Annotated in this window: 19 protein-coding genes; 9 read left to right on the top strand and 10 right to left on the bottom strand. The window is 66.9% G+C overall.

Going from position 1 to position 25,529, the window contains the following annotated elements; genetic code table 11:
* The 3 genes from DFR40_RS10285 to DFR40_RS10275 all read right to left on the bottom strand — a co-directional run bounded on the left by DFR40_RS10285 (window position 1) and on the right by DFR40_RS10275 (window position 9,122).
* A complete protein-coding gene (locus DFR40_RS10285) occupies window positions 1–2,523 on the bottom strand; it encodes a circularly permuted type 2 ATP-grasp protein (protein ID WP_121458401.1) in 2,523 nt (840 codons plus the stop codon).
* Window positions 2,524–2,595: 72 nt separating this feature from the next.
* A complete protein-coding gene (locus tag DFR40_RS10280) occupies window positions 2,596–5,931 on the bottom strand; it encodes a transglutaminase family protein (RefSeq protein ID WP_121458400.1) in 3,336 nt (1,111 codons plus the stop codon).
* Window positions 5,932–6,116: 185 nt separating this feature from the next.
* Entirely contained in the window at window positions 6,117–9,122 is a 3,006-nt protein-coding gene (locus DFR40_RS10275; protein ID WP_121458399.1) for a CHASE domain-containing protein, read from the bottom strand.
* Window positions 9,123–9,401: 279 nt separating this feature from the next.
* Between DFR40_RS10275 and DFR40_RS10270 the strand changes: the two genes are divergently transcribed.
* The 4 genes from DFR40_RS10270 to DFR40_RS10255 all read left to right on the top strand — a co-directional run bounded on the left by DFR40_RS10270 (window position 9,402) and on the right by DFR40_RS10255 (window position 15,466).
* On the top strand, window positions 9,402–12,779 hold the full coding sequence (locus DFR40_RS10270) for a hybrid sensor histidine kinase/response regulator (RefSeq protein WP_211329777.1): 3,378 nt from the start codon (window positions 9,402–9,404) through the stop codon (window positions 12,777–12,779).
* Window positions 12,766–13,719 carry a response regulator transcription factor gene (locus DFR40_RS10265; protein WP_121458397.1) on the top strand — a complete coding sequence of 318 codons (954 nt, stop codon included), beginning with the start codon at window positions 12,766–12,768 and terminating at the stop codon, window positions 13,717–13,719. Before DFR40_RS10270 ends, DFR40_RS10265 begins: the two co-directional genes overlap by 14 nt.
* A 191-nt stretch (window positions 13,720–13,910) precedes the next feature.
* Window positions 13,911–14,579 (top strand): thiopurine S-methyltransferase, encoded by a 669-nt coding sequence (locus DFR40_RS10260; protein WP_121458396.1) that lies wholly within the window; start codon window positions 13,911–13,913, stop codon window positions 14,577–14,579.
* Entirely contained in the window at window positions 14,567–15,466 is a 900-nt protein-coding gene (locus DFR40_RS10255) for a transglutaminase-like domain-containing protein (protein WP_121458395.1), read from the top strand. The genes DFR40_RS10260 and DFR40_RS10255 overlap by 13 nt, the downstream gene beginning before the upstream one ends.
* Before the next feature lie 63 nt (window positions 15,467–15,529).
* Here DFR40_RS10255 and DFR40_RS10250 read toward each other — a convergent pair whose 3' ends face one another.
* Genes DFR40_RS10250 through DFR40_RS10240 form a run of 3 tightly spaced genes read right to left on the bottom strand, consistent with a single transcriptional unit; the run spans window position 15,530 to window position 16,805 of the window.
* Complete coding sequence (locus DFR40_RS10250; protein ID WP_211329776.1) at window positions 15,530–16,036, bottom strand: cupin domain-containing protein; 507 nt, start codon at window positions 16,034–16,036, stop codon at window positions 15,530–15,532.
* Window positions 16,037–16,074: 38 nt separating this feature from the next.
* Window positions 16,075–16,470 (bottom strand): PaaI family thioesterase, encoded by a 396-nt coding sequence (locus DFR40_RS10245; RefSeq protein ID WP_121458393.1) that lies wholly within the window; start codon window positions 16,468–16,470, stop codon window positions 16,075–16,077.
* A complete protein-coding gene (locus DFR40_RS10240) occupies window positions 16,467–16,805 on the bottom strand; it encodes a DUF2917 domain-containing protein (protein ID WP_121458392.1) in 339 nt (112 codons plus the stop codon). The genes DFR40_RS10245 and DFR40_RS10240 overlap by 4 nt, the downstream gene beginning before the upstream one ends.
* Window positions 16,806–16,982: 177 nt before the next feature.
* Between DFR40_RS10240 and DFR40_RS10235 the strand changes: the two genes are divergently transcribed.
* The 5 genes from DFR40_RS10235 to DFR40_RS10215 all read left to right on the top strand — a co-directional run bounded on the left by DFR40_RS10235 (window position 16,983) and on the right by DFR40_RS10215 (window position 22,153).
* A complete protein-coding gene (locus DFR40_RS10235) occupies window positions 16,983–17,915 on the top strand; it encodes a LysR substrate-binding domain-containing protein (RefSeq protein WP_121458391.1) in 933 nt (310 codons plus the stop codon).
* 204 nt (window positions 17,916–18,119) lie between these two features.
* Complete coding sequence (locus DFR40_RS10230) at window positions 18,120–18,338, top strand: hypothetical protein (protein WP_121458390.1); 219 nt, start codon at window positions 18,120–18,122, stop codon at window positions 18,336–18,338.
* A 107-nt stretch (window positions 18,339–18,445) separates the two neighbouring features.
* Entirely contained in the window at window positions 18,446–20,650 is a 2,205-nt protein-coding gene (locus DFR40_RS17385; RefSeq protein ID WP_121458389.1) for an OsmC domain/YcaO domain-containing protein, read from the top strand.
* Complete coding sequence (locus DFR40_RS17010; protein WP_245985665.1) at window positions 20,644–21,456, top strand: AraC family transcriptional regulator; 813 nt, start codon at window positions 20,644–20,646, stop codon at window positions 21,454–21,456. Before DFR40_RS17385 ends, DFR40_RS17010 begins: the two co-directional genes overlap by 7 nt.
* Before the next feature lie 67 nt (window positions 21,457–21,523).
* Window positions 21,524–22,153, top strand: a complete 630-nt coding sequence (locus tag DFR40_RS10215; protein ID WP_121458388.1) for a LysE family translocator — start codon at window positions 21,524–21,526, stop codon at window positions 22,151–22,153.
* Here DFR40_RS10215 and DFR40_RS10210 read toward each other — a convergent pair.
* Genes DFR40_RS10210 through DFR40_RS10195 form a run of 4 tightly spaced genes read right to left on the bottom strand, consistent with a single transcriptional unit; the run spans window position 22,061 to window position 25,521 of the window.
* Window positions 22,061–22,822 carry an HAD family hydrolase gene (locus DFR40_RS10210; protein WP_121458387.1) on the bottom strand — a complete coding sequence of 254 codons (762 nt, stop codon included), beginning with the start codon at window positions 22,820–22,822 and terminating at the stop codon, window positions 22,061–22,063. The two genes, DFR40_RS10215 and DFR40_RS10210, sit on opposite strands and share 93 nt — an antisense overlap.
* Window positions 22,823–22,837: 15 nt before the next feature.
* The gene (locus DFR40_RS10205) at window positions 22,838–23,653 is read right to left on the bottom strand and encodes a phosphodiesterase (protein ID WP_121458386.1); all 816 of its coding nucleotides are present in this window, start codon (window positions 23,651–23,653) and stop codon (window positions 22,838–22,840) included.
* Between the two features lie 9 nt (window positions 23,654–23,662).
* Window positions 23,663–24,700, bottom strand: coding sequence for an ABC transporter ATP-binding protein (locus DFR40_RS10200; RefSeq protein WP_121458385.1), 1,038 nt, complete (start codon window positions 24,698–24,700; stop codon window positions 23,663–23,665).
* Window positions 24,697–25,521 carry an ABC transporter permease gene (locus DFR40_RS10195; protein WP_121458384.1) on the bottom strand — a complete coding sequence of 275 codons (825 nt, stop codon included), beginning with the start codon at window positions 25,519–25,521 and terminating at the stop codon, window positions 24,697–24,699. The genes DFR40_RS10200 and DFR40_RS10195 overlap by 4 nt, the downstream gene beginning before the upstream one ends.
* Window positions 25,522–25,529 lie beyond the last annotated feature (8 nt).

Below are 25,529 nucleotides of genomic sequence, written 5' to 3'. Positions count from 1 at the left end.
TCACAGCGCCATGGTTTGCCGGCTGACATCGCCGACGTGCGTGAAGTAGCGCATGCCCAGGCCGTTCGACAGGTGGCTGGCGGCGCCGACCAGGCGGTCGAGCAGGCCGGCCAGTTCCTCGCACGGCTGGCAGCCGCGCCCCTGGCTGAAGGCCAGGTGCTCGAACGGCGCCAGGTCGAAATCGGCAAGCCGCTTGGCCGCCGCCTGCAGGCGGCTGGCGTAGTCGGCACCGAGTTCGCCGGCCATGCGTTCGAGGTAGCGGCTGAGCACGTCGACCTGGAACATCACGCCGTGCGGGTTGCTGTCGTCGAAAACGAGCAGGTCGATCACCGGCAGCAGTTCGGCGTGGCGCGAATAGCGCGAGCGGTAGGTGATGCTCGAGTCGGCCATCTCGAGCAGCCAGTCGAGGCTGCCCTGGGCGCGCGCCGAACTCATGCGCAGGAAGCCGGCGATGCCGCGGGCGAGGAAGCACAGGCGCTCGATGCGGCGACCGACGATAAGGAAGCGCCAGCCCTCGTCGCGGGTCATGTTGTCCATCGCGAAGCCGTTCAGCGACGACGAGACGAGCAGCACGCGGTCGAGGAAGGCGATCGCCTCGGTCAGCGTCGGATGCTTCTTCTGCGCCGAGATCTGTTCGCGCTGCAGGCGGTTGAGCGACTGCCAGTGATCGAGCGAGAGGCGCTCGCGCACGTGCGTCGCCGACCACATCAGGCTGCGGATGCTGCCGGCCAGGCTGCCCGGCTGGGCCGGATCGTAGATCGCCTCGAGCAGCACGTGCTCGCTGCCCTCACCGATCTCGCCATCTTCCTCGGGCTTCGGCAGGACTTCCAGGGTCTCGGCCAGTTCGAGGATGGCGGCGACGGCCGGCGTCTTCTCGCCGCCGACATCGACGAGCCGGGCCAGGGCGACGCGCAGCAGGCGGGCACTGTCGTCGAAGCGCTCGGAATAGCGGCCGAGCCAGAACAGGTTCTCGACCACGCGCGACGACAGGTTGGCCCCGGAACGCACCAGGTCGCGCACGCCGAACGACGACTTGAGCAGCGTGAACTCGCTGACCGGGCCGTTGCTCAGCACCCAGGTATCCTTCGAGGCGCCGCCGCGCTGCATCGAGATGATGCGGGCACCGGCGCCCTGGGCGACGCGGGTGAGACCGCCCGGCATCACCGAATACTCGCCCTCGGCATTGACCGCGGCATAGGCGCGCAGGCCGACCGGGCGGGCGATCAGGCGGCGCTCGTGGGCGCGGCTCCAGGTCGGCGCCTGCGCCAGGTTGACCATTTCCTGGGCGACATAGGCATGCGGCCGGGCCTCGATCCGGCGCAGCATCTCGGCACGCGCCTCGCCCTCCAGTTCGTGGCCGAAGACCGGCTCCATGCGCTGGGTCGGATAGGCCGGCTTGATCACCAGGTCGTCGAAGTTTTCCCGGACGTACTCGAGCGCCGGCTTCTCGCCGCACCACCAGGTGCCGACCGACGGCATGGCCAGCGTCTCGCCGAGCAGTTCGCGGCAGATCGCCGGCAGGAAGCCCATCAGCGCGCCGGAAGCGAGCAGGCCGCTGCCCAGCGCGTTGGCGATGGCCACCCGGCCGGCGCGGGCGACGTTGAGCAGGCCGGGCACGCCGAGCGCCGAATCGCCGCGCAGTTCGAGCGGATCGCAGTAGTCGTCGTCCTGCCGGCGCAGGATCACATGCACCCGCTTGAGGCCGCGCAGCGTCTTCAGGTACACGGTGTCGCCGCGCACCGTCAGGTCCTGCCCCTCGACCAGCGGGAAACCGAGGTAGCGGGCCAGGTAGGCGTGCTCGAAGTAGGTTTCGTTGTACGGCCCCGGCGTCAGCAGAACGATGTGCGGCTGCTCGCCGGGATCGAGCGGCGCCAGCGCGGTCAGGCCTTCCTGCTGGTCGCGGAAGAAATCGGCAAGGTGCTGGACGTGCAGGTCGCGGAACATTTCCGGGAAGACGCGCGAGACGACCAGCCGGTTCTCCAGCGCGTAACCGGCCCCGGACGGCGCCTGGGTGCGGTCGGCAATGACCCACCAGCGGCCGTTCGGCGAGCGCGCCAGGTCGACCGCGTAGTGGTGCAGCCAGATGTCGCCGGGCGGCCTGACGCCCTGGCACGGCCACAGGTAGCCGTGCTGGCCGTAGACCAGCGCCGGCGGCAGGAGGCCCTTGGCGAGCAGGGTCTGCTCGCCGTATAGGTCGGCCAGGATGGCGTTGAGCAGCGCCGCGCGCTGCGCCACCGCGGCCGAAACCTCGGCCCATTCCTCGGGCGGGATGATCAGCGGTACCGGGTCGAGCGCCCACGGCCGGTCGGCGCCGCTCGGGTCGGCGTAGACGTTGTAGGTGACGCCGTTCTCCTGGATCCGCCGGTCGGCGAAATCGAGGCGCTGGTGCATGTCCTCGGGCGAGACCGCGTCGAGGTGGTCGAAGAAGCGCCGCCAGTGCGGACGCACGTTGCCGTCCGCCATCAACATTTCGTCGTAGCGGCGACCACTGTGCGGATAGATGGCGAGAAGGGTGCGGGCCATGGAGAGGAAAAGAAACAGGCCGTTTTTCGGCCTGTCATGCGGTCGACCGCGAAATTCCGCGGTTTTTCCCGGTTAAAAACGGCGCAAGTCTAGCGTAAACGGGTGCTCGGCGCTGACCTCGGGCGGCGCCGCGACGACCCGTCCCGGCGTATGACCGAAGCGGAAGAAACGGGCCAGACGACGGCTCTCGGCCTCGAACGAATTGACCGGGAAGACGTCGTAGTTGCGCCCGCCCGGATGCGCGACATGGTACTGGCAGCCGCCCAGCGAACGCTGCATCCAGGTATCGACGATGTCGAACACCAGCGGCGCCTGCACGCCGATCGTCGGATGCAGGCAGGACGCCGGCTGCCAGGCGCGGTAACGCACGCCGGCGACGAACTCGCCGTTGCGGCCGGTGTTCTGCAGCGGCACGGCGACACCGTTGCAGGTCAGCTGGTAGCGGTCCGGCGCCATGCCGGAGACCTTGACCTGGACGCGTTCGAGCGAGGAATCGACGAAGCGCACGGTACCGCCGACCGCGCCCTCCTCGCCCATCACGTGCCAGGGCTCGAGGGCGTGACGCAGTTCGAACTCGATGCCCTTGACCGCGAAATCGCCGTACTTCGGGAAACGGAACTCGAAATGCGGGGCGAACCATTCCTTGCGGAAGGCGAAGCCGGCCTGCTGCATCTCCTCGATCACGTCGGCGAAATCCTGCTCGACGAAGTGCGGCAGCATGAAGCGGTCGTGCAGTTCGGTGCCCCAGCGCGCCAGCTTCGGCGGACTGTACGGCGCCTTCCAGAAGCGCGCGACCAGGCCGCGCAGGAGCAGTTGCTGAGCCAGCGACATGCGCGCATGCGGCGGCATCTCGAAGGCCCGCAGCTCGAGCAGGCCGAGCCGCCCGGTCGGGCCGTCCGGCGAATACAGCTTGTCGATGCAGAACTCGGCGCGGTGCGTGTTGCCGGTGACGTCGATGAGCAGGTTGCGCAGGATGCGGTCGATCAGCCAGGGCTGGACGACGCCGCCGGGATCGGGAATCTGCCGGAAGGCGATCTCCATCTCGTAGAGGCTGTCGTTGCGCGCTTCATCGACGCGCGGCGCCTGGCTGGTCGGGCCGATGAACAGGCCGGAGAACAGGTAGGACAGGCTGGGATGGTTGTGCCAGTAGGCGATCAGGCTCTTCAGCAGGTCCGGCCGGCGGAGGAAGGGCGAATCGTTCGGCGTCGCGCCGCCGAGCACGAAGTGGTTGCCGCCGCCGGTACCGGTATGGCGGCCGTCGAGCATGAACTTCTCGGTGGTCAGCCGCGAATAGTAAGCCGCTTCGTAGAGATGGGTGGTCTGGTCGACCAGCTGGTCCCAGCTCCGCGCCGGATGGATGTTGACCTCGATCACGCCGGGGTCGGGGGTGACGCGGAAATGCGTCAGGCGCGGGTCGGACGGCGGCTCGTAGCCTTCGAGGATGACCGGCAGCGCCATCTCTTCGGCGGTCGACTCGACGGCGGCGACGATTTCCAGGTAGTCGTCGAGCGTCTGCGTCGGCGGCATGAAGATGTACAGCCGGCCGTCGCGCGGTTCGGCGCACATTGCCAGGCGGGTGATCCAGGCCGCCGATTCCTTGAAACCGGGGACCGTGTCGGTCGCCTTCTCCCAGGGCCGGGCGCGCCCCGGCGCCGGCCGTTGCTGTTGTTGCGGCGCACGAGACCCGGCCTGGCCGCCGACGCGGGCGCGCAGCGCGGCGTAGCTGGCGAGCGGGTCGGTCGCCGTCTCGGCGTCCGGCGGATTGACATAGGGGTAATCGCTGCTCGCCGTCCAGGGCTGCGAATCGATCGGCAGGCGGTAACCCATCGCCGAATCGCCCGGGAACAGGTAGCAGCGCTCGGCGCGCAGGAACCACGGGCCGCTCTGCCAGACGTTGGCGAGGTTCTTCATGATCGGCAGCGTGTGGCCGACGACGTGGTCGAGGCCCTGGGTGAACACCTTGGTCAGGCGGGCGCGCTCGAGCGGATCGTCGACGCGCGAGTCGAACGGATCGACGTTGCCCGGCAGGCGGCGTTCGCGCCACAGGTAGTAATAGACGTCCTCGTAGGCCGGGAAGACGTAGTCCGAGGTCACCCCGAGGCGTTCGGCGACGCGCTTGAGGAAGCGCTCGCCATGCTCGGCGGTGACGCCGTAATCCTTGTGCTCGTTGGCGTACAGCGCCGGGTTCTGCCAGACCGGCTGGCCGTCCTTGCGCCAGAAGCAGTTGAGCGACCAGCGCGGCAACTGCTCGCCGGGATACCACTTTCCCTGGCCGAAGTGCATCAGGCCCTGCGCCGCGTACTTCTCGCGCAGGCGATGGAAGACGTCGGCGGCAAGCAGGCGCTTGGTCGGGCCGAGCGCCGCGGTGTTCCACTCGGCGCCGTCGGGATCGTCGGCCGAGACGAAGGTCGGCTCGCCGCCCTGGGTCAGGCGCACGTCCATGCGCAGCAGCTCGTCGTCGATGCGGTGGCCGAGGCCCTCGATCTCGAGCCACTGTTCGTCGGTGTACGGCTTGGTGACGCGCGGCGCCTCCCAGATCCGGGTGACCTGCATGTGGTGCTCGAACTCGGTCTCGCACTCGTCGATGGCGCCGGTGACCGGCGCCGCGGACGCCGGCTCCGGCGTGCACGCCAGCGGAATGTGGCCTTCGCCGGCGAACAGGCCGGAGGTCGGATCGAGCCCGACCCAGCCGGCGCCGGGCAGGAAAACCTCGGCCCAGGCGTGCAGGTCGGTGAAATCGGCCTCCGGCCCGGAGGGGCCGTCGAGCGACTTGACGTCGGCGGTCAACTGGATCAGATAGCCGGAAACGAAACGCGCCGCCAGCCCCAGATGGCGCAGGATCTGCACCAGCAGCCAGGCCGAATCGCGGCACGACCCGGTCTTCTTGCGCAGGGTTTCCTCGGGCGTCTGCACCCCCGGCTCCATCCGGATCGTGTAGCCGATGTCGCCCTGCAACTGCGCGTTGAGCGCGACCAGGAAATCGACGCTGCGCTTCTTCGCGCGCGGGATCGCCGCGACATAGCGGTCGAACAGTTCGCCGCCGGCGACCTTGTAGAGGTAGGGCGTCAGCTCGTGGCGCTGCCAGGCCTCGTAGTCGAACGGAAACTCCTCGGCATGCGGCTCGAGGAAGAAATCAAAGGGATTGATCACCGACATCTCGGCGACCAGGTCGACCTCGAAGCTGAACTCGCGTGTCTTCTCCGGGAACACCAGGCGCGCCAGGTAATTGCCCTGCGGGTCCTGCTGCCAGTTGATGAAATGCTTGTCCGGCGCGACCCGCAGCGAATACGACAGGATCCGCGTGCGCGAATGCGGGCACGGCCGCAGGCGGATCACCTGCGGGCCGAGATTGATCAGACGGTCGTACTTGTACTTGGTGACATGGCTCAAGGCGACGTGTTTGGACACGGGAAAGCTCCGGCGAGTTTGTTTGACAGGACAAAAGCAAGACGCGAACCAGCTTGCAAGGCATTGATTCGTATGCCCGCGCATTGTCGGACGCACTCGATGAAGGCTTGATGTCGGGGGACATGGCACCAGGATGGTGCGCAACCTTCCTGGTCCGCCGACCTGCGCCACGCGGACCGGCTCGGTCAACGACCGCCGCTGGTGTCTCCCTGCTCGAACCAGCGCATCATCACCAGAAACAGCACATCCGGATCAACCGGCTTGGTGATGAAGTCGTTCATGCCGGCTGCCAGGCAGCGGCGGCGGTCTTCGACGAAGGCGTTGGCGGTCATCGCCAGGATCGGCGTCGTCGCGTACCCGGGAAGCTGGCGAATGGCCTGGGTTGCAGCCAGGCCATCCATCACCGGCATCTGCACATCCATCAGGATCAGGTCGTAGGCGGAGCTACCGGCCTTGAGCACGGCTTCGGCGCCATCGGAAGCAACGTCGACGGCAAGGCCGAGCGACTCCCCGAGCAGTTCGCGGGCAACCTCCTGGTTGACCGGATCGTCCTCGACCAGCAAAACCCGCCGGTGACCATAATCGCGGCGGATGGTGCTTTCGACTTCGCTGCCCCCGACACGGGTCGCCGCCGCCTGAGCCGCCGCGCTATCCACCTTGGCAAAGCACAGCACGAAGCTGAAACAGCTACCGATACCTGGCGTGCTCTCGACCTCGATCCGGCCGCCCATCAACTCCACCAGCCGCCTGCAGATCGCGAGCCCGAGGCCGGTACCGCCGTGGCGGCGGGTGGTCGAGCTATCGGCCTGCTCGAAGGGTTCGAAAATCCGCTGCACGGCATCGGCAGCGATACCGATGCCACTATCTTCGACGCTCAACCGCAGCGTGATCGAATCGCTGCTTTCGGCCTCGACCCTGAGCGCAATCACGACGCCCCCCTGTTCGGTGAACTTCACTGCGTTGGTCACCAGATTGAGCAGTATCTGCTGCAGGCGCAGCGGATCGCCAAGCAGTTCGAGATTGGCAAGACGCGGATCGATCTGTCGGTCCAGGATCAGATGACGCGCCGTCAGGCGCTCGTGAATCAGGCTATCGACATCGGCAAGCAGGCTGCCGAAACGGAAGGGCACACGCTCGAGCGTCAGCCGCTCGGCATCGATCTTGGAGAGATCGAGGATGTCGTTGAGCAGGTGGAGAAGATGCCTGGCCGCCCCGGATATCTTGTCCAGCTTGTCCGACAGCACCGGATCGTCGTAACGCCGCTGCAGGATGCCGGTCAGGCCGATGATGGCATTCATCGGCGTGCGCAGTTCGTGGCTCATGTTGGCGAGAAAACTGCTCTTCGCCCGGTTGGCGGCCTCGGCGGCATCCTTGGCGAGCAACAACTCGCTGGTTCGGGCGGCGACGAGTTCTTCCAGATGCAGCCGGTTCTGTTCAAGCTCGGCTTCGACCCGTTTGCGTTCGGAAACATCGAGCAAAACCCCGATCACGGCCGGCCGTCCCTCATGTTCCATGACCCGGCCGTAGACCTCGACATCGATTCGAGTGCCATCCCGACGCAGGCCGACGAAGGAATAGTTGACCGCCTCGACCACGCCGCTGACGCGCCGGCGCAGGTTTTCCGCCACCGTTTCCCGCGCTTCCGGCGCCACCAGATCGCTGACGGCAACCCGTTCGATCACTTCGTCCGGGCTGGTGAAACCGAACATCTCGGCGAAACGCGGGTTGACGTAGGGGAAACGACCGTCCTGGATGATGTAGACGCCGACCAGCGATTGCTCGATCAGGCCACGGAACTTGCGCTCGGCGGCCAGCAGTGCCTGTTCCGCCTGGCGCCGGAGGGCGATGTCCCGGCACAGGGCGAGGACATTGCCATTCGGCAGCAAGACGGCGCTCATTTCGGCGAAGGCACTCGAACCATCCTTGCGGCGCAGTTCAATCTCGGCAAAACAGTACCCCTCAGCGACGATCCGTTCGAAGACGCGATGATGCTTGTCGCTCAGTTCCGCCGGAGAAAGCGCATCGATATCCATGGCCAGCAGTTCGGCATTGGTATAGCCGACGAACTCACCGGCTTTCTGGTTCACGTAATCGTAACGGCCATCCGGGCGGGCGATGAAAACCGCATCTGGCGAGTTGTCGAGAACGCTGCGCAACGATTGCTCGCTTTCCTGCAAGCGCCGGGCAATCGCCTCGACCCGCCGGTTGTAACGGGCACTGCCATAAAGCAGCCCGAAGATCATCACACCCAGCAACAGGCCATAACCGGCAATGCTTTGCGGCAGGTTGCTGGCGAACGCCGCATCGAACTCGGGACGACTCTGGAACCGGGCAATCCAGCGATGTCCGCCGAGTTCCAGCGGCAATTCGACGAAATGGCGACCGACTGGCCGTTGCTCTCCATCCGCCCGGGTCGCGTAAAGCAGGTTTTCCGGCGCCACCTTGGCGTCGAACAGCGAAAAATCCAGGTCTTTTTCCCGGCCGGCCATGATCTTGTTCAGCAGATCGCCGGCCCGGAAAGGAATGAAAACAAAACCGAGCACGGCATCTCGCCGCTGCTCGACGGTCTCGCGCGGCAGGTTGACACGATAGACCGGCAGGTAGATCAGGAATCCGGGTTGCTGCGCCGGGCCGTCCGGTTCGAGCTTGAGGATGACCTTGCCGGTCAACGCCGGGCGACCGCTGTCGCGCGCCCGTTCCATGGCTGCACGACGCATCTCGTCGGTCAGCATGTCGTAGCCGATCGCCCGCCGGTGGCGGTCATTCTGCGGTTCAAGATAGAGCACGCTGCTGTATAGCTCGCGCACACCCGACGGCCTGATCTGATGGGGCGAGAAGCCTTCCGCCCTGAGTCGCTCCTCGAACGCCGTCTTGTCGGCCGGCTTCACCAGCATTGCCAGCCCGACGCCCTGTGCACCGTGCAGAATGTCATCCGGATCGAGATGGTCGACATAGCGCCGCCATTCGTCACGACTGACGTGATCGCTGGCTTCGAAGAAAGCGGCCGCACTGCGCAGCACCTGCTGATGGGCGGACATCCGCTGGAGGATGTAATCGCGCTCCTTTTCGGCGCGATAGAGGAAGCGTTCGCTGGTCCGGCGACTGGCCATTTCCTGCGCCAGATACCAGGCGCCGAAGGTCAGCAACAGGAACAGGCCAAGAACGATCCAGGGCAAGGCTTCGGGATGCATCCTCCCGAAAAGGCGCAGGCCCGGTGACGATGACTCTCGCGAACTGGCATGAAAAATGGGCAAATTTGCTCCAATCGCAGAACAGGCAACTTCGGTCGCACGCCGCAAAGCCAGAGTGCTGATTCACGCGGACTGCGAGCGCACCGTCATGGTCGCCACGTTGCGCCGACCGGATATTAGTGTCTTACGTCAGCGGCATCGCGTCCAGTACCACGCAAGGGCATGCATCCGGAGCGGATACCGGTACAGCGCGGCACAAAACCTGCTTCAATCTGGTGCATGAACCCGAACGCCCCCGCCCAACGCATCATCAAGATCCGCCGCGACTACAACACCTGGGTCGCCAACGAGACGCTCGAAGACTACGCGCTGCGCTTCACGCCGCGCAGTTTCCGCAAGTGGTCGGAGTTGCGCGTCGCCAACACCGCCTTCGGCGCGGCCTCCTTCCTGGTGCTCGAAGCGGTCGGCGCGACCATGCTGGTCAACGCCGGCTTCATCAACGCCTTCTGGGCGATCCTGGCGACCGGCCTGATCATCTTCCTGCTCGGCCTGCCGATCTCGCACACCGCCGCCAAACACGGGCTGGACATGGATCTGCTGACGCGCGGCGCCGGTTTCGGCTACATCGGCTCGACCATCACCTCGCTGATCTACGCCTCGTTCACCTTCATCTTCTTCGCCCTCGAAGCGGCGATCATGGCCTATGCGCTGGAACTCGCCTTCGGCCTGCCGCCGGCCTGGGGCTACCTGGTCTGCGCGCTGGTGGTGATCCCCATGGTCACCCACGGCGTCACCGCGATCAGCCGTTTCCAGGCATGGACGCAACCCTTGTGGATTTTCCTGCTGGTCCTGCCCTACGTCTTCGTGCTGATCGAGGAACCCGACGCCTTCGCCGGCCTGCTCGCCTACGCCGGCGAGAAAGGCAACGGCGGCAGCTTCAACCCGCACCTATTTGGTGCAGCGCTGACCGTCGGCATCGCCATGGTGACCCAGATGGGGGAGCAGGTCGATTACCTGCGCTTCATGCCCGAGAAGACCGCCGCCAACCGGGGCCGCTGGTGGTTCGGCGTGATCGTCGGCGGGCCGGGCTGGGTGCTGCCCGGCATCCTCAAGATGCTGGGCGGCGCGCTGCTCGCCTGGCTGGTGCTGCGCAACGGTTTTTCCGCGGACAAGGCGGTCGACCCCAACCAGATGTACCTGATCGGCTTTTCCCACGTCTTCGACAACACGACGCTGGCGATTGCCGTCACCGCCATCTTCGTCATCGTCTCGCAGCTCAAGATCAACGTCACCAACGCCTACGCCGGCTCGCTCGCCTGGTCCAACTTCTTCGCCCGGCTGACGCACAGCCATCCGGGGCGCGTCGTCTGGGTCGTGTTCAACACGGCGATTGCCTTGCTGCTGATGGAACTCAACGTCTTCCAGGCGCTCGGCCAGGTGCTTGGCCTCTACTCGAACATCGCCATCTCGTGGATGGCGGCGGTGGTCGCCGACCTCGTCATCAACAAGCCGCTCGGCCTGTCGCCGAAAGGCATGGAGTTCAAGCGCAGCAACCTCTACGACATCAACCCGGTCGGCGTCGGCGCCATGGCCGCCGCCTCGCTGCTCTCAGTCGCCACCTTCACCGGCCTGTTCGGCGCCGGCATCCAGCCCTACGCGCCTTTCGTGGCGATGGCGACGGCCTTCGTCATCTCGCCGCTGATCGCCTGGCGCACCGGCGGCCGCTACTACCTGGCGCGACCGGCGAATGTGACGGTCGACTCGCATAAATGCGCAATTTGCGAGCGCGACTACGAGCCCGAGGACATGGCCCACTGCCCGGCCTACCAGGGGCCGATCTGCTCGCTGTGCTGCTCGCTCGACGCCCGCTGCCACGACCTGTGCAAGCCGCAGGCCAGCCTCGCCGCGCAATGGCATGCGCTGTTGCGCCGCCTGCTGCCGAAAGCCGCCCTGCCCTACCTGGAAACCGGCCTCGGCCACTACCTGCTGCTGATGTTCGGCATCGTGCCGATCCTGGCGCTGGTGCTCGGCGTGCTGTACACCCACGAACTCCTGATGCTCGGCGACGGCAACCCGGGCATGGTCGCCGCGCTCCAGGAAACCTTCATCAAGACCTTCGCCGCGCTGCTGCTGCTCTCCGGCGTCGGCGCCTGGTGGATGGTGCTGACCCAGGAAAGCCGGCGCGTCGCGCAGGAGGAATCGAACCGCCAGACGCAGTTGCTGCTGCAGGAAATCGAATCGCACCAGCGCACCGACGAGGCGCTGCAGAAGGCCAAGCAGGTGGCGGACGCCGCCAACCAGGCGAAGAGCCGCTACATCACGGCGATCAGCCATGAACTGCGCACGCCCTTGAACAGCATCCTCGGCTACGCCCAGATCCTCGACGCCGACCCCGACGTGCCGCCCAAGCGCAAGCAGGCGGTCAGCGTCATCCGCAAATCCGGCGACCACCTGCTGTCGGTGATCGAGGGCACCCTCGACATCGCCCGCATCGAAGGCGGCAAGCTGACGCTGGAGGTCAAGGCGATGGACTTCCCCGACTTCATGCAACAGATCGTCGGCATGTTCGAGCTGCAGGCGCGCAACAAGGGGCTCTCCTTCGACTACCGGCCGGCCGGCGAGCTGCCGGCCGTGGTGCGCGCCGACGAGAAGCGGCTGCGCCAGATCCTGATCAACATCCTCGGCAACGCGGTCAAGTTCACGGTGCGCGGCGGCGTCGAATTCAAGGTCGAATGCCGGCGCGAGATGGCCGTCTTCGAAATCCGCGACTCCGGCCCCGGCATCCCGGCCGAGGACATGGAACGCATCTTCGAGCCCTTCGTCCGCGGCAGCACGGTACAGGCCGGCGGCAGCGGCGTCGGCCTGACCATCGCCCGCATGCTGACCGACCTGATGGGCGGCGAGATGCAGGTGTCGAGCACGCCCGGCGAGGGCACGCTGTTCCGCATCCGCCTCTTCCTGCCGCAGGTGCATTCGGCGCAGGCGGCGCGCGAGCTGCCCCGGCTCAACCGCATCGGCTACGTCGGCGTGCGCCGGCGCATCCTGGTCGTCGACAACGAGAAGGTCGACCGCGACATGCTGCAGAGCGTGCTCGAACCGCTCGGCTTCATCGTCGACCAGGCGGCCAGCGGCTACGAGGCGCTGCAGGTGATTCCGCGGGTCAAGCCGCACCTCGTCTTCATGGACCTCGGCATGCCCGGCATCGACGGCTGGGAAACGATCCGCCGCATCCGCCAGCAGCAACTCACCGACGCCCAGCTCGCCATCCTTTCCGCCAACGCCTTCGACAAAGGCCTGGACAACGATGTCGGCATCGCCCCCGAGGACTTCATCGTCAAGCCGCTCAAGGTCAATCAACTGCTCGACTGGCTGGGCAGGAAGCTCGACCTCGAATGGGTCACCGCCGACACGCCGCCGCCCGCCCCGGCGCCAGCCGAGCCGCTGCCGCTGGTCGCCCCGGATGCCGGGCAGGTCAGCGCGCTGGAGGAAGCGATCAACCTCGGCTACCTGCGCGGCATCCTCAACCAGCTCGCCGAGATCGAAAAGCTCGACGCCCGCCACGGCGAGTTCGTCCGCGTCCTGCGCGAGCTGGCGCGCCAGTTCCAGTTCGACGCGATGAAGGAAATCCTGAGAAAATCGGCCCATGAACCCCGTTGACCGCGACCCGCAGGAAGTCCCTTTTCGGGATGCCATCTCCGACATCGTCCTGATCGTCGACGACGTCCCCGAGAACCTCTCGCTGCTGCATGACGCACTGGATGAAGCCGGCTACACCGTGCTCGTCGCCACCAACGGCGAATCGGCGCTGCAGCGGGCACGCCAGAGCTTGCCCGACGTCATCCTGCTCGACGCCCTGATGCCCGGCATCGACGGCTTCGAAGTCGCCCGCCGGCTGAAGGCTGATTTCGCGACGCAGCAGATCCCCATCGTCTTCATGACCGGCCTCACCGAAACCGAGCACGTCGTCGCCGCCTTCGCCGCCGGCGGCGCCGACTACGTGACCAAGCCGATCCGCCCGGCCGAAGTCCTGGCGCGCATCGCCGCGCACATGCAGAACGCCCGCCAGATGAAGCAGGCGCGCAGCGCGCTCGACGCCTTCGGCCAGGCCACCGTCGCCGTGCGCGCCGCCGACAGCCGCATCGTCTGGCAGACGCCGCTCGCCCGCGACCTGCTCAACGCCTACTTCGCCAACCCGGAAACCGTCGCCCCGGAAGAACTGCTCGCCTGGATCGCCGCCGCCAACGCCGCCCGCCGCGACCAGCGCGAACCGGCGCCGCTGCTCACCGCCCAGGGCAACAAGCGCCTGCTCGCTTCCTTCCACGACCAGACCGGCGACGACGAATGGCTGGTCGTCCTGCGCGAGGAAAACGACGCCTCCGCCGTCGAATCCCTGATCGCCGCCTTCCGCCTCACCCAGCGCGAAGCCGAAGTGCTCTACTGGGTGGTCCAGGGCAAGACCAGCAAGGACATCGGCGACATCCTCGGCAGCAGCCCGCGCACGGTCAACAAGCATCTCGAGCACATTTACGAGAAGCTCGGCGTCGAAACCCGCACCGCCGCCGCCAACCTGGCGCTCGGCAAGATGCGCGGCGGCTGAGGCGCGGCGCTGGTTTTTGCCGGGATTTGACGGTCGACCGTCAGATTCCGGCAAAAATCGGCCCGCATATTGCTTATCCGATAACGGCAGCGCATAGTCCCACCAGCCCGAAGCAGCCCACCGCGCCCTGAAACGCTCACCCGCCCTGTCCGCCGGACAGCAGCCCACCCAACCGTCAGCGGAGGCAGTTCATGGCTCACCCGGATCACGCACTGTGGAAGGCAGGTTGGCGCGCCAACCGGATTCCCTTCCACCTGACCCACGTTCATCCCCTGCTCGAGCGCTTCTGGCCGCAGCTCGGCCTGCCGGCGACGGCGCCGGTATTCGTGCCGCTGTGCGGCAAGAGCCTGGACATCGCCTGGCTGCACGAGCAGGGTCACCCGGTGAGCGGCATCGAGCTCAGCGAGGTCGCCGTCAAGGCCCTGTTCGAAGCTGCCGGCCGGGCGCCGCAGCGCCGCGCCGCCGGCGAACTGACCTGCTGGACGCAGGCCGGGCTGGACATCTACTGCGGCGACTTCTTCGCCCTCACCGCCGAAGACCTGCGCGGCATCCGCGCCGTCTACGACCGGGCGGCGCTGACCGCCCTGCCGGAAAACCTGCGCGCCGACTACGTCGCCCACCTGCACGCGATCCTCCCCGCCGACTGCCAGATCCTGCTGCTCACCGTCGAAGACCTCGACGCCGACGAAGCCGCCGCCGACAACATGCAGCAGTCGGCCGAGATCGCCGCGCTCTACGCACTCTATTTCTCGCTCGAACTGCTCCACGCCGAACTCCACGAGACCGACGGCGAACGCAGCATCGACAAGGCCTACCGCCTGCAACGCAGCCACCACCCGACGACACCATGGTCCGCCTGAAATTCTCGATCCGCCTCGCCTACGAAGTCATCGGCGCCCCCGCCGACTTCATCTTCAACATCCACGCCGCCGCCAGCGCCCGCCAGACGGTGCTCGGCGAAAGCCTGCAGGTCAGCCAGCCGGTGCCGCTGGTGCTGCAGCCGGCGCCGCACGCCAGCCACCGCCTGCTCCGCCTGCGCGCCCAGCCCGGCCCGCTGCACCTCGACTACCGCGCCGAAGTGCTGATCGACCACCATGTCGCGGCGCCCGCCGGGATCGGCGAAATGCCCGTCGCCGAACTGCCGGCCGACGTCCTGCCCTACCTCTACCCGAGCCGCTACTGCGAATCGGACAAGCTGCAGGGGCTGGCCGTCGAGCTGTTTGGCCACCTGCCCCGCGGCTACGCCCGCGTCGAGCACATCCGCCAGTGGGTGCATCAACGCACGCGCTTCGTCTCCGGCAGCACCACCGCGCTGACCTCGGCGGTCGACACCCAGCAGCAGCAATTCGGCGTCTGCCGCGACTTCGCCCACCTGGTGATCGCGCTCTGCCGCGCCCTCAACATCCCCGCCCGCTTCGCCTCCGGCCTCGACTACGGCGCCGACCCGCTGCTCGGCCCGACCGACTTCCACGCCTACGTCGAAGCCTACCTCGACGGCAGCTGGTACCTCTTCGATCCCTCCGGCACCGCCATGCCGATGGGCTTCGTACGCATCGGCACCGGCCGCGACGCCGCCGACATCTCCTTCGCCACCATCTTCGGCCAGATCCGCTCCGAGATCCCGGTCCTCGCCATCGAACCGGTGATCGACCAGGCCCGCGGCTGCGAACCGCCGCGCCACCGCCCCGAAGCCCTGTCGACCGACACGCCGCAACGACGCAGGGAAGCGCCGCAGGAATTCCAGTAACATCCGAAGCCTGACCCATTCGGCATCAACCGACATGCACCAGGCCCATTTCCGCCCTCATATCTAGGCGCCTGGCTCGTCCACCCAGTAATCGACCATGTCGGCCAATCGACCGACGTGGGCGAAAGTCCGCGCCGCCTTGTCACCGCCCGGCGCGCTGCCGGCGACGACGAAGAACTTGCCGGAATCGGGGTAGACCACGATATCCGGCGCCTGTTGTGTCGATACGCAGAGGTAGCGTAGCGGCACGCTGCCGTCGTTGACGATCTGGTGCACTGCCGCGGGATCGCCGCCGGGAAATCCGAGCAGATCACCAGCGGCAACCGCGTACTCGGCATCGCCGTAGCGCAGGCGGCCGCTGCCGGCGAAGATCAGCACCAACTCGTCGTTGGCCAGGTGGGCGTGGCGCGGCCAGGCGGTCTTGCCCGGCGGCACTTCGCTCAGCCGGCAGCCCAGGCCCATCAGGCCGAGCCGGGGGCCGATACTGGCGTTGGCCGAAGCAAAGCGCTCGCCGTGGGTTTCAGCATGCAGTTCGAGATCGTCGAGATGAACGAAAGGGGGCATAGACATGGGATGTTCCTCCTTGAGCGGACGACGATGAAGCACCTTCACCGCGTCAGGTAGAAGGAGCCGGTCGCCGTACCAACCAGCCGTTCCGCCACCGAGGCGCGCGCTGTCGCCACCGCCAGGCGGCCGCCCAGGCGCAGCACTTCGACGGCGACCGCCACCCGCTCGCCAACATGGGCCGGCGCGCAGTAGTGGATGTCGAGTTGCGTGGTCACCACCAGGCTTGCCGGCCGGCCACTGTGCTGCGCCCGGCGATAGACGCACTCGCCCAGCGCGCTGTCGAAGACGCTGGCGAGGACGCCGCCGTGCAGCGTGCCGGCGCCGTTGAGGTGGCGCTTGCCGATCTTGAACGAGAGCTCGCTGGCGTCGCCATCCAGGCGCACCAGCGGGTTGCTCGAAAGCAGGCGGAAGTCGTCGCAGGGTTGGCGGGCGTTCATTGCCAGGCTCCGCTCAACGTGCCGCCTGGGGCCAGCAGTCGCCGGGCCAGGCGCAGCCGCCAGTCGGCTGCCCGGGCGCGGAACTCGACGCACAGCGCGGCCGGCCGTCCACTGTCGAAGCCGCTGACCAGCAGCGGCGCGCCGTCGGCGGCCAGGCACAGATGCTGGCCGGGGCCGAGGATCAAGTCGGTTGTCTCGCCGGGGCGGGTGATCCAGGCCCGGCCATCGTCCACGCTCAGTGCTGCAACGCGGCGCGGCGACAGCCTGACCAGTTGCTCGGAGCTCAGTTGCAGGCGGCAGAACAGGCTGCCGGACAGGTTGGGGTGTTCGGTCATGGTCGTCTCCTGCGCCAGGCTTGACGAAAGATCGTCAAAAGCCCAGCATCCAGATGCGTTTCGGTTGCAAATCCCGCATTGGTTGAGACTTAAAATCCGCTGCGGTTGAAGCCAGTTTTTCCCATAATTCCGGTTAGATCAAACGCAATATCGGCATTAAATGGATGCGTAAAAATCATGCGAAAAGACCTGCTTTCGCTGCCACCACTGGAGCCTCTACGCGGTTTCGTCGCGGCAGCCAGCCGGCGCAGCATCACGCTGGCGGCGGCCGACCTGTGCCTCACCCAGTCGGCGATTAGCCGCCAGATCCAGGCGCTGGAAAACGCGCTCGGCGCGCCGCTTTTCGTCCGCAAGCACCGCGCCATTGAACTAACGCCGGCCGGCGAGCGCCTGCTACCTGCCGCCATCGCCTGGCTGGCCGAATACGGCGAGATCGCCGCCAGCCTGCGCCAGCGAGCTGCCAGCGCCAACAGCGTGACGATCACCGCCAGCATCGGCGTCACCGCACTCTGGCTACTGCCGCGCCTGGGGCATTTCCAGGCAACCCACCCGACCGTTGAAGTCCGTGTCGTCGCCGCCAATTCGCCGATCGATCTGACCCCGGCCGGTATCGACCTGGCCATCCGCTACCAGACTGAACCAACCATCGGCCGCGGCGACCGTCTTCTGTTCCGCGAGAGCATCGCCCCGGTACTGGCGCCGGTTCTGGCGAAAAAGCTCGCCGCCAATCTGGAGGAAAGCCCGACCTTGATCGAATACCAAGAAAGAAGCCTGCCCGGCCTCGACTGGACATCCTGGTTGGGCAGCCTCGGCCTGTCGGGGCGGAACTTGCGACGACTCGGCTTCAACCAGTACGACCAGGCTGTGCAGGCGGCCATCGCCGGCCAGGGTGTCGTCCTCGGCCGCCTGCCGCTGCTTGCCGACGCGCTGGACGATGGTCGCCTGTGTCGCTGGACAGACGTACCGGCCTTCGTCAGCCCCTACGCTTACTGGCTACTGCGTGCGCCAGGTAGCAACGGCACGGCAGTCGCAGCCTTCGCAGACTGGCTGGCCGGACAGGGCAAGGCGGAACCTAGCAGCCTGCCCGACTCGATCAAATCTGCTTCATAAAAAAATGCTGCTTGACCAGACTCGATTGAAAGAGTGATTTCGCCAGACGAGGAAGCTGTCGTTCGGTTTGATCGGGTATCGAGCGGCAGTTCTCCGACACGTTGCCAAGCAAAACAATAAGCCGGCCCAAAGACTGCGCAGCCTGAAGAGCCACCGCCCACCAAAACCGCTATAGTTCCTTCCCTCCCACCCAGCCCACCAACCATGCTCTCCATCCTCATTGCCCTCGTCCTCCTTGTCGCCGGTGTCGGGGTGGTCTATCTGCTGCTCCGGCGGATGAACGAGGAAGGCATCGACATTGCGGCGCCGGGGAGTTGCCGGCGTGGCGGTTGCAGGGTGCCGGGGCGGCCGCTGGTCGATGCGGCGGAGCAGATGCCGCAGTTGGCCGACAACAGCGACGAGCGGCGCAAGCCGGAGGCCTGAGCGGCCGGTTTGCGCAGAGAAAGGCGCTGCGCCGCGCGGGAAACCCGGATAATGGTGGCCGGTCGGCAGTCGATGCCCGGTTGTAAACGCCTTTTCTGGATCCCCGCATGGAAATCAAGGTCAATTTTCTCGACAAGCTTCGTCAGGAAGCCAAGTTCGACGACTTCACGGTCATCGCCGATCAGCCCATCCGCTACAAGGGTGACGGCTCGGCGCCGGGGCCGTTCGATTACTTCCTCGCCTCGTCGGCCTTGTGCGCGGCCTACTTCGTCAAACTCTACTGCGACACGCGCAACATCCCGACCGAGCACATCCGCCTGTCGCACAACAACATCGTCGATCCGGAAAACCGCTACAAGCAAACCTTCAAGATCCAGGTCGAGCTGCCGCCGGACATTTCCGAGAAGGACCGCCTGGGCATCCTGCGCTCCATCGACCGGTGCACGGTCAAGAAGGTCGTGCAGACCGGCCCCGAGTTCATCATCGAGGAAGTCGAGAATCTCGATGCCGACGCGCAGGCGTTGCTGACCGTCAGCGCCGACGCCGGCACGCAGACCTTCATCGCCGGCAAGGACCTGCCGCTGGAGCAGACCATCGCCAACATGTCCGGCCTGCTCGCCGGGCTGGGCATCAAGATCGAGATCGCCTCCTGGCGCAACCTGGTGCCCAATGTCTGGTCGCTGCACATCCGCGACGCGCATTCGCCGATGTGCTTCACCAACGGCAAGGGCTCGACCAAGGAAAGCGCGCTGGCGTCCGCCCTGGGCGAATACATCGAGCGCCTGAGCTGCAACCATTTCTACAACGACCAGTATTGGGGCGAGGAGTTCGCCAACGCGCCCTTCGTGCATTACCCGAACGAGCGCTGGTTCAAGCCCGGCAAGAAGGACGCGCTGCCCAAGGGCCTGCTCGACGACTACACGCTGGAAATCTACAACCCGGACGGCGAACTGCGCGCCTCGCACCTGTTCGACACCAACTCCGGCAACAGCGAACGCGGCGTCTGCGCGCTGCCCTACGTGCGCCAGTCGGACGGCGAGACGGTGTATTTCCCGACCAACCTGATCGACAACCTCTACCTCAGCAACGGCATGAGCGCCGGCAACACGCTGGCCGAAGCGCAGGTACAGTGCCTGTCGGAAATCTTCGAGCGGGCAGTGAAACGCGAAATCCTCGAAGGCGAAATCGCGCTGCCCGACGTGCCGGCCGAGGTGCTGGCCAAATACCCGGGCATCGTCGCCGGCATCGAGGAACTGGAGAAGCAGGGCTTCCCGGTGCTGGTCAAGGACGCCTCGCTCGGCGGCCAGTTCCCGGTAATGTGCGTAACCCTGATGAACCCGCGCACCGGCGGCGTCTTCGCCTCCTTCGGTGCGCATCCGAGTCTGGAAGTGGCGCTCGAACGCAGCCTTACCGAACTGCTGCAGGGGCGCAGCTTCGAAGGCCTCAACGACCTGCCGCGGCCAACCTTCGAGAGCAACGCCGTCACCGAGCCGAACAACTTCGTCGAGCACTTCATCGACTCCAGCGGCGTCGTCTCATGGCGCTTCTTCAGCGCCAAAGCCGATTACGACTTCGTCGAATGGGATTTCTCCGGCCAGGGCGAGAATTCCAACGCCGACGAAGCCGCCACGCTGTTCGGCATCCTCGCCGAAATGGGCAAGGAGGTTTACGTCGCCGTCTACGACCAGCTCGGCGCCAACGCCTGCCGCATCCTGGTGCCCGGCTACTCGGAAATCTACCCGGTCGACGACCTGATCTGGGACAACACCAACAAGGCGCTGGCCTTCCGCGAGGACATCCTCAACCTGCACCGCCTCGATGACGCGGCGCTGGAAGCCTTGCTGGAGCGCCTGGAAGAGAGCGAGCTCGACGACTACACCGACATCATCACGCTGATCGGCGTCGAGTTCGACGAGAACACGGAGTGGGGCCAGCTGACCATCCTCGAACTCAAGCTCCTGATCAACCTCGCGCTGCAGGATTTCGAGGCGGCCAAGGAACAGGTCGAAGCCTACCTGCAGTACAACGAAAACACCGCCGAACGCGGCCTGTTCTACCAGGCGGTCAACGTGGTGCTGGAAGTGCTGCTCGACGACGAGCTGGAACTGGACGACTACGAGCCCAACTTCCGCCGCATGTTCGGCAACGAACGGATGGACGCGGTCATTGGCTCAGTGGATGGCAGCATCCGCTTCCACGGCCTGACGCCGACCAGCATGGCGCTGAAAGGGCTGGACCGCCACCAGCGCCTGCTCGACAGCTACCGCAAGGCGCACGCGGCGCGGGCCCGGGCCAGCGGCGGGGCATCCTGAAACAGCCGGCCCACCGCACCGGCGGCCAGCCCCGCTTTTACCGGCCGCCCGGCCTGCCCTTCGTCGAAGCGCGCAGCGCGACCGATTCGCGCGCCTGCTACCGGCCGCACGCCCATGCCGAATGGTCGATTGGCACGGTCGACGGCGGTTTCAGCCGATTTTCCGCCGGCGACGCCGAATACCCGCTGGTTCCCGGCGACCTGGTGATCATCGCGCCCGGCTGCCTGCATGCCTGCAACCCGCAGGACCAGGCCGCCTGGAGCTATCGCATGCTCTACCTCGACGCCGCCTGGATGGACGATTTCCTGGCGGCGACCGGGCTTGGCCGGCCGGCCACCGGCATCGTCGGCGATGCCGCCAGCTACCGCCGCTTCGGCGAGACGTTTGCGGCCCTCGACACCGCGACCGCCGCCGGCGATTTCGCCGAATGCCTCGGCCGGCTGCTCGCCGGCATCGCCGAGCAGCCGCTCAAACCACCGGTACCGGCCAACGCCCCGGCCGGCATCGCCGAGATCCGCGCCTGGCTCGACGCGCATTGCGAGGCGACCGTCCCGCTGGCCGAACTCGCCGCCCGCGCCGGGCTCAATCCCTACCAGCTGATCCGCCGTTTCGTCCGCGCCACCGGCATGACGCCGCACGCCTACCAGCTCGACCGGCGCATCCAGCGCGCCCGGCGCCTGCTCGCCGCCGGCGCGCCGATCTGCGATACCGCGCTGGCCACCGGCTTTGCCGACCAGAGCCACTTCCACCGCAGTTTCCGCGAGCGCGTCGCGGCCACCCCGGGGCAGTACGCCAGGCGGCGCTGAGGCGCGCAATTTCCTTCAAGACCGGGCACGACCGGCTGGCGATACTGCGCCGATTTGCGCAACCGCCATGTCCTTCGACTTCACCCAGTTCGGCCTCGTCGCCAGTGCCCATTTCGTCGCCCTGCTCAGCCCGGGGCCGGATTTCTTCCTGATCATGCGCACGCGCATCGTGCACGGCCTGCGCCCGGCCCTCGCCACCAGCCTCGGCATCGCGCTGGCCAACGCCGCCTACATTGCCCTGGCGCTCACCGGCGTTTCGCTGCTGGCCCGCTGGCCGCAGCTCTTCGCCGGCCTGCAGTGGGCCGGCTGCCTCTACCTGCTTTGGCTCGGCCTGCTCTTCCTGCGCAGCGACGGCCGCCTGGTGCTGGCCGCCGACACGCCGGCCCCGGCCAGCCGCCCGGGCGGCCGACTCGGCGTGCATCTGCTGCAGGGCTTCCTCTCCGGCATCCTCAACCCGAAGAACTCGCTGTTCTACGCCCTGCTCTTCGGCGCCCTCGTCGCCCCGGCAACAGCGGCCGGCGAACAGGCGCTCTACGGCCTGTGGATGGCGCTGGCCGTCTTCGCCTGGGACGCCCTGATCGCCCACAGCGTCGGCCAGCCCCGGCTACTGGCCTGGTTCCACCGCCATCTGCGCGGCATCGAGCGGGTCTCCGGCTCGGTCATGCTCGCCATCGCCGCCGGCATCGTCCTGCGCTGAAGGCGGCCAGGCCCGCCATTGCTGCACCGGCCAGCCCAGGCGGTGGGCGTGCGCGGTCAGCGCCGGGTCGGCATTGACCGCACAGGGCAGCGTGGCCAGTTCGAGCAGCGGCAGGTCATTGTGCGAGTCGGAATAGGCGTGCACCTGCGCGAATCCGGCCAGGCTCAGCCCCTGCCCGGCCAGCCAGGCCTCGACCGCAGCCGGCTTGCGCGGGCCGAAGCTGATCTCGCCGACGATGCGCCCGCTCAGGCGGTCGCCGACGATTTCGGCGCGCGGCGCGATCAGCGCCAGCGGGCCGAACAGCTCGGCAATCCCGGCGGCGAGAAAGTCATGGGTCGCGGTGACGATGGCCAGCCGGTCGCCGCGCTGGCGATGCGCGTCGACGCTGGCGAAAGCGGTGCGCGAAATGCGCGGTGCGACCGCCTCGGCGACGAAACGGTCGCGCCAGCCCCGCCATTCGGCGAGCGGCCGGGTGCTCAGCAGCGACAGGTGAAAGGCCAGGTAGGCGCCGATGTCCAGGCTGCCCGCCTCGTAGCGTGCGTACTCTGCGGCCTGGCGCTGCAGCACGTCGGCAGGCAGTTGCCCGGCGGCCACCAGGTAAGCCAGCCAGAGGCTGTTGCTGTCGCCATCGAGCAGGGTGTGGTCGAGATCGAAAAGTGCCAGATGCATGCTTGTTGGTGCCGCTCAGTCGATGAGCGCGCCGCTTTCATCGAAGAAGGGATAAGGACCGGCGAAATCGCCGATGTTCGCGACATGGCTGACCAGCACGCCGTCATGCCAGCGGTGCAGCATGAAGCCCGGCGGTTCCATGCGGAAACCGCTGGGTGCCTGTTCGCGCAGGTCGAGCGCGACCTGGTGGGCGGTACTCGGGCAGGTCAGCGCCGCACGGCCGCCGACCATGGCGTGGATGGTCCGGTGCAGGTGACCGCACAGCACCCGCTGCACCTGCGGATGCTGCTCGAGGAGCCGGGCAAAGGCCGCGCGGCCGCGCAGGCCGATGCGGTCCATGTGGCCGATGCCGGTGGCGAAGGGCGGATGGTGCATCAGGATCAGCGTCGGCGCCGCCGGCCGTTCGGCCAGCGTGCGTGCCAGCCAGTCGAGGCGCTCGGCGCAGAGTTCGCCGCCACCCTGGCCGGGGACCAGGGTATCGAGGCCGACGATGCGCAAGGGGTAATCGTCGATCGCGAACTGCAGGAATCCCGTAGCTGGAAAATAGCCGGCCGGCGCGAAGGCGCGGCGCATCGCCTCGCGTTCGTCGTGATTGCCGGGAACGACGACCAGCGCTTGCGGCAAGGGCGCCAGGATGACTTGCAGGCAGGCATATTCCTCGGCACTGCCGACATCGACCAGATCTCCGGTGAGGACCACCAGATCGGGTTGCGGATCGAGTTTGCGCAGCGCGTCCACCGCCGCCTTGAGGCAGGCAGCGGTATCGACCCGGCCATAAGCCAGGCGACCGGCGTTCTTGATGTGGGTATCGGTAAGTTGGGCAATCAGCATCGTCGTCTCCTAGAGCACCATCAGGCCGTGCCGCTCGACCGCCAGCGCGACCGTTTCGCCGTGCCGGTATTCGCGGCGGGCCGGGGTTTCGAGGACCAGCGGCCGTTCCTCGCCGACATCGACGAACAAGCGTACATGGTCGCCGCAGAAAAAGGCCGCGCTGACCGTGCCGCGCAGGCTGGCTGCCTCGCCTTCGGCGGCAATGCGCGTGTCTTCCGGCCGAAAGAGGATTTCCCGGGCCGTCGCCGGCAGTTCCGGCCAGGCGACGTAGCCGCCGGGACAGCGAAAGACTTCACCCTCGGCATGGCCGCTCAGGCGGTTCATCGTGCCGATGAACTCGGCCACGTAGCGCGAGGCCGGCCGCTGGTAGATGTCGCGCGGCGCGCCGACCTGGGCGATGCGCCCGTGGTCCATGACGACGATGCGGTCGCCCAGCGCCATCGCCTCGGCCTGGTCATGGGTGACGTAGATCGCGGTGATGCCCAGTTCGCGCAGCAGGCTGTCGATTTCGAAGCGCAGGGTGTCGCGCAGCTTGGCGTCGAGCGCGGTCAGCGGCTCGTCGAGCAGCAAGGCGCGCGGCCGCACGGCCAGCGCCCGGGCTAGCGCGACGCGCTGGCGCTGGCCGCCGGAAAGCTGGTCGATGCTGCGGTCGGCCAGCCGTTCGATACGCATCAGGGCCAGCATCTCGCCGACCCGGGCACGCTGTTCGGCGGCCGACTGGCGCCGCAGGCGCAACCCGTAGGCGATGTTCTCGGCCACGCTCATGTTCGGAAACAGCGCGTACGACTGGAACACCATGCCAACGTTGCGCTTCTCGATCGGCAGCGCGGTGACATCCTCGCCACCGAACAGGACGCGGCCGCCGGCATCGGGCTGTTCGAGGCCGGCGATCAGGCGCAGCGTGGTCGTCTTGCCGCAACCGGACGGCCCGAGCAGGACCAGGGTTTCGCCGGCGGCAATGGCCAGGTCGACCGGTTCCAGCGCGCGCGTACCGTCGGTGAAGGTCTTGGCGCAGTTTTCCAGGGAGATGGGGACGGCTTGCATCATGAATCGTTCTCGGCAGAAGGGTCGCGCTCGGCGAAGACGGTGCGGCGCGGCCGGGCCAGCGCCTGCAGGGCGAGCAGCAGGGGGGTGATGAGCAGGAAGAAGATCAGCGTGTAGGCGCTGCCGATCTCCAGGCGCAAGGAAGCGTAGGCGTCGGCCAGGCCGACCGGCAGGGTCTTGGTGAATGGCGTATGGAGCAGCCAGGTCATGTTGAATTCGCCCATCGACAGCGTCACCACCATCAGCGCGCCGGCCAGGATGCCGTTGCGGCAGTTGGGCAGGACGATGTCGCGGAAACGCTGGGCGAAACCGGCGCCGAGCGAGGCGGCGCCCTCTTCCAGTGTCGGCAGGTCGATCACGCTGAGCACGGCGAGTACCGAGCGGACCATGAAGGGCAGCGTGAACAGCACGTGGCCGACCAGAATGAAGGCGGCCGAGGTGCGAAAACCGGCCAGGCCGCCGTAGGCGACGATCAGGCCGAGCGCCGTGGCCAGCCCGGGAACGGCCACCGGCAGCATCAGCAGTTCCTCGATGGCGCGGGCCAGGCGGCCGCGCGAACGGGCCAGCAGGTAGGCCAGCGGCACGCCGAGCAGCAGCGTCAGTACCAGGCAGGCGAGCGCCAGCCCGAGCGACAGGAACAGCGTGTCGCGGTAGCCGTCCCAGACCTCGAGGACCCAGCGCAGCGTCAGGCCGCTTTCCAGGCCGACGAAGTAGTTGACCGTCAAACCAGCGAGGATGGACATCACCACCGGGACGACGAGAAAGGCGCAGACCGCGATGGTGAAGGCGAACTGCAGGCCGTACAGGAATCTTCCGTGTTGCATCGCGCCTC

The sequence above is a fragment of the Azonexus fungiphilus genome (assembly GCF_003634965.1).
Classification (GTDB): domain Bacteria; phylum Pseudomonadota; class Gammaproteobacteria; order Burkholderiales; family Rhodocyclaceae; genus Azonexus; species Azonexus fungiphilus.
This window is presented reverse-complemented; position numbering and strand designations above follow the sequence as displayed.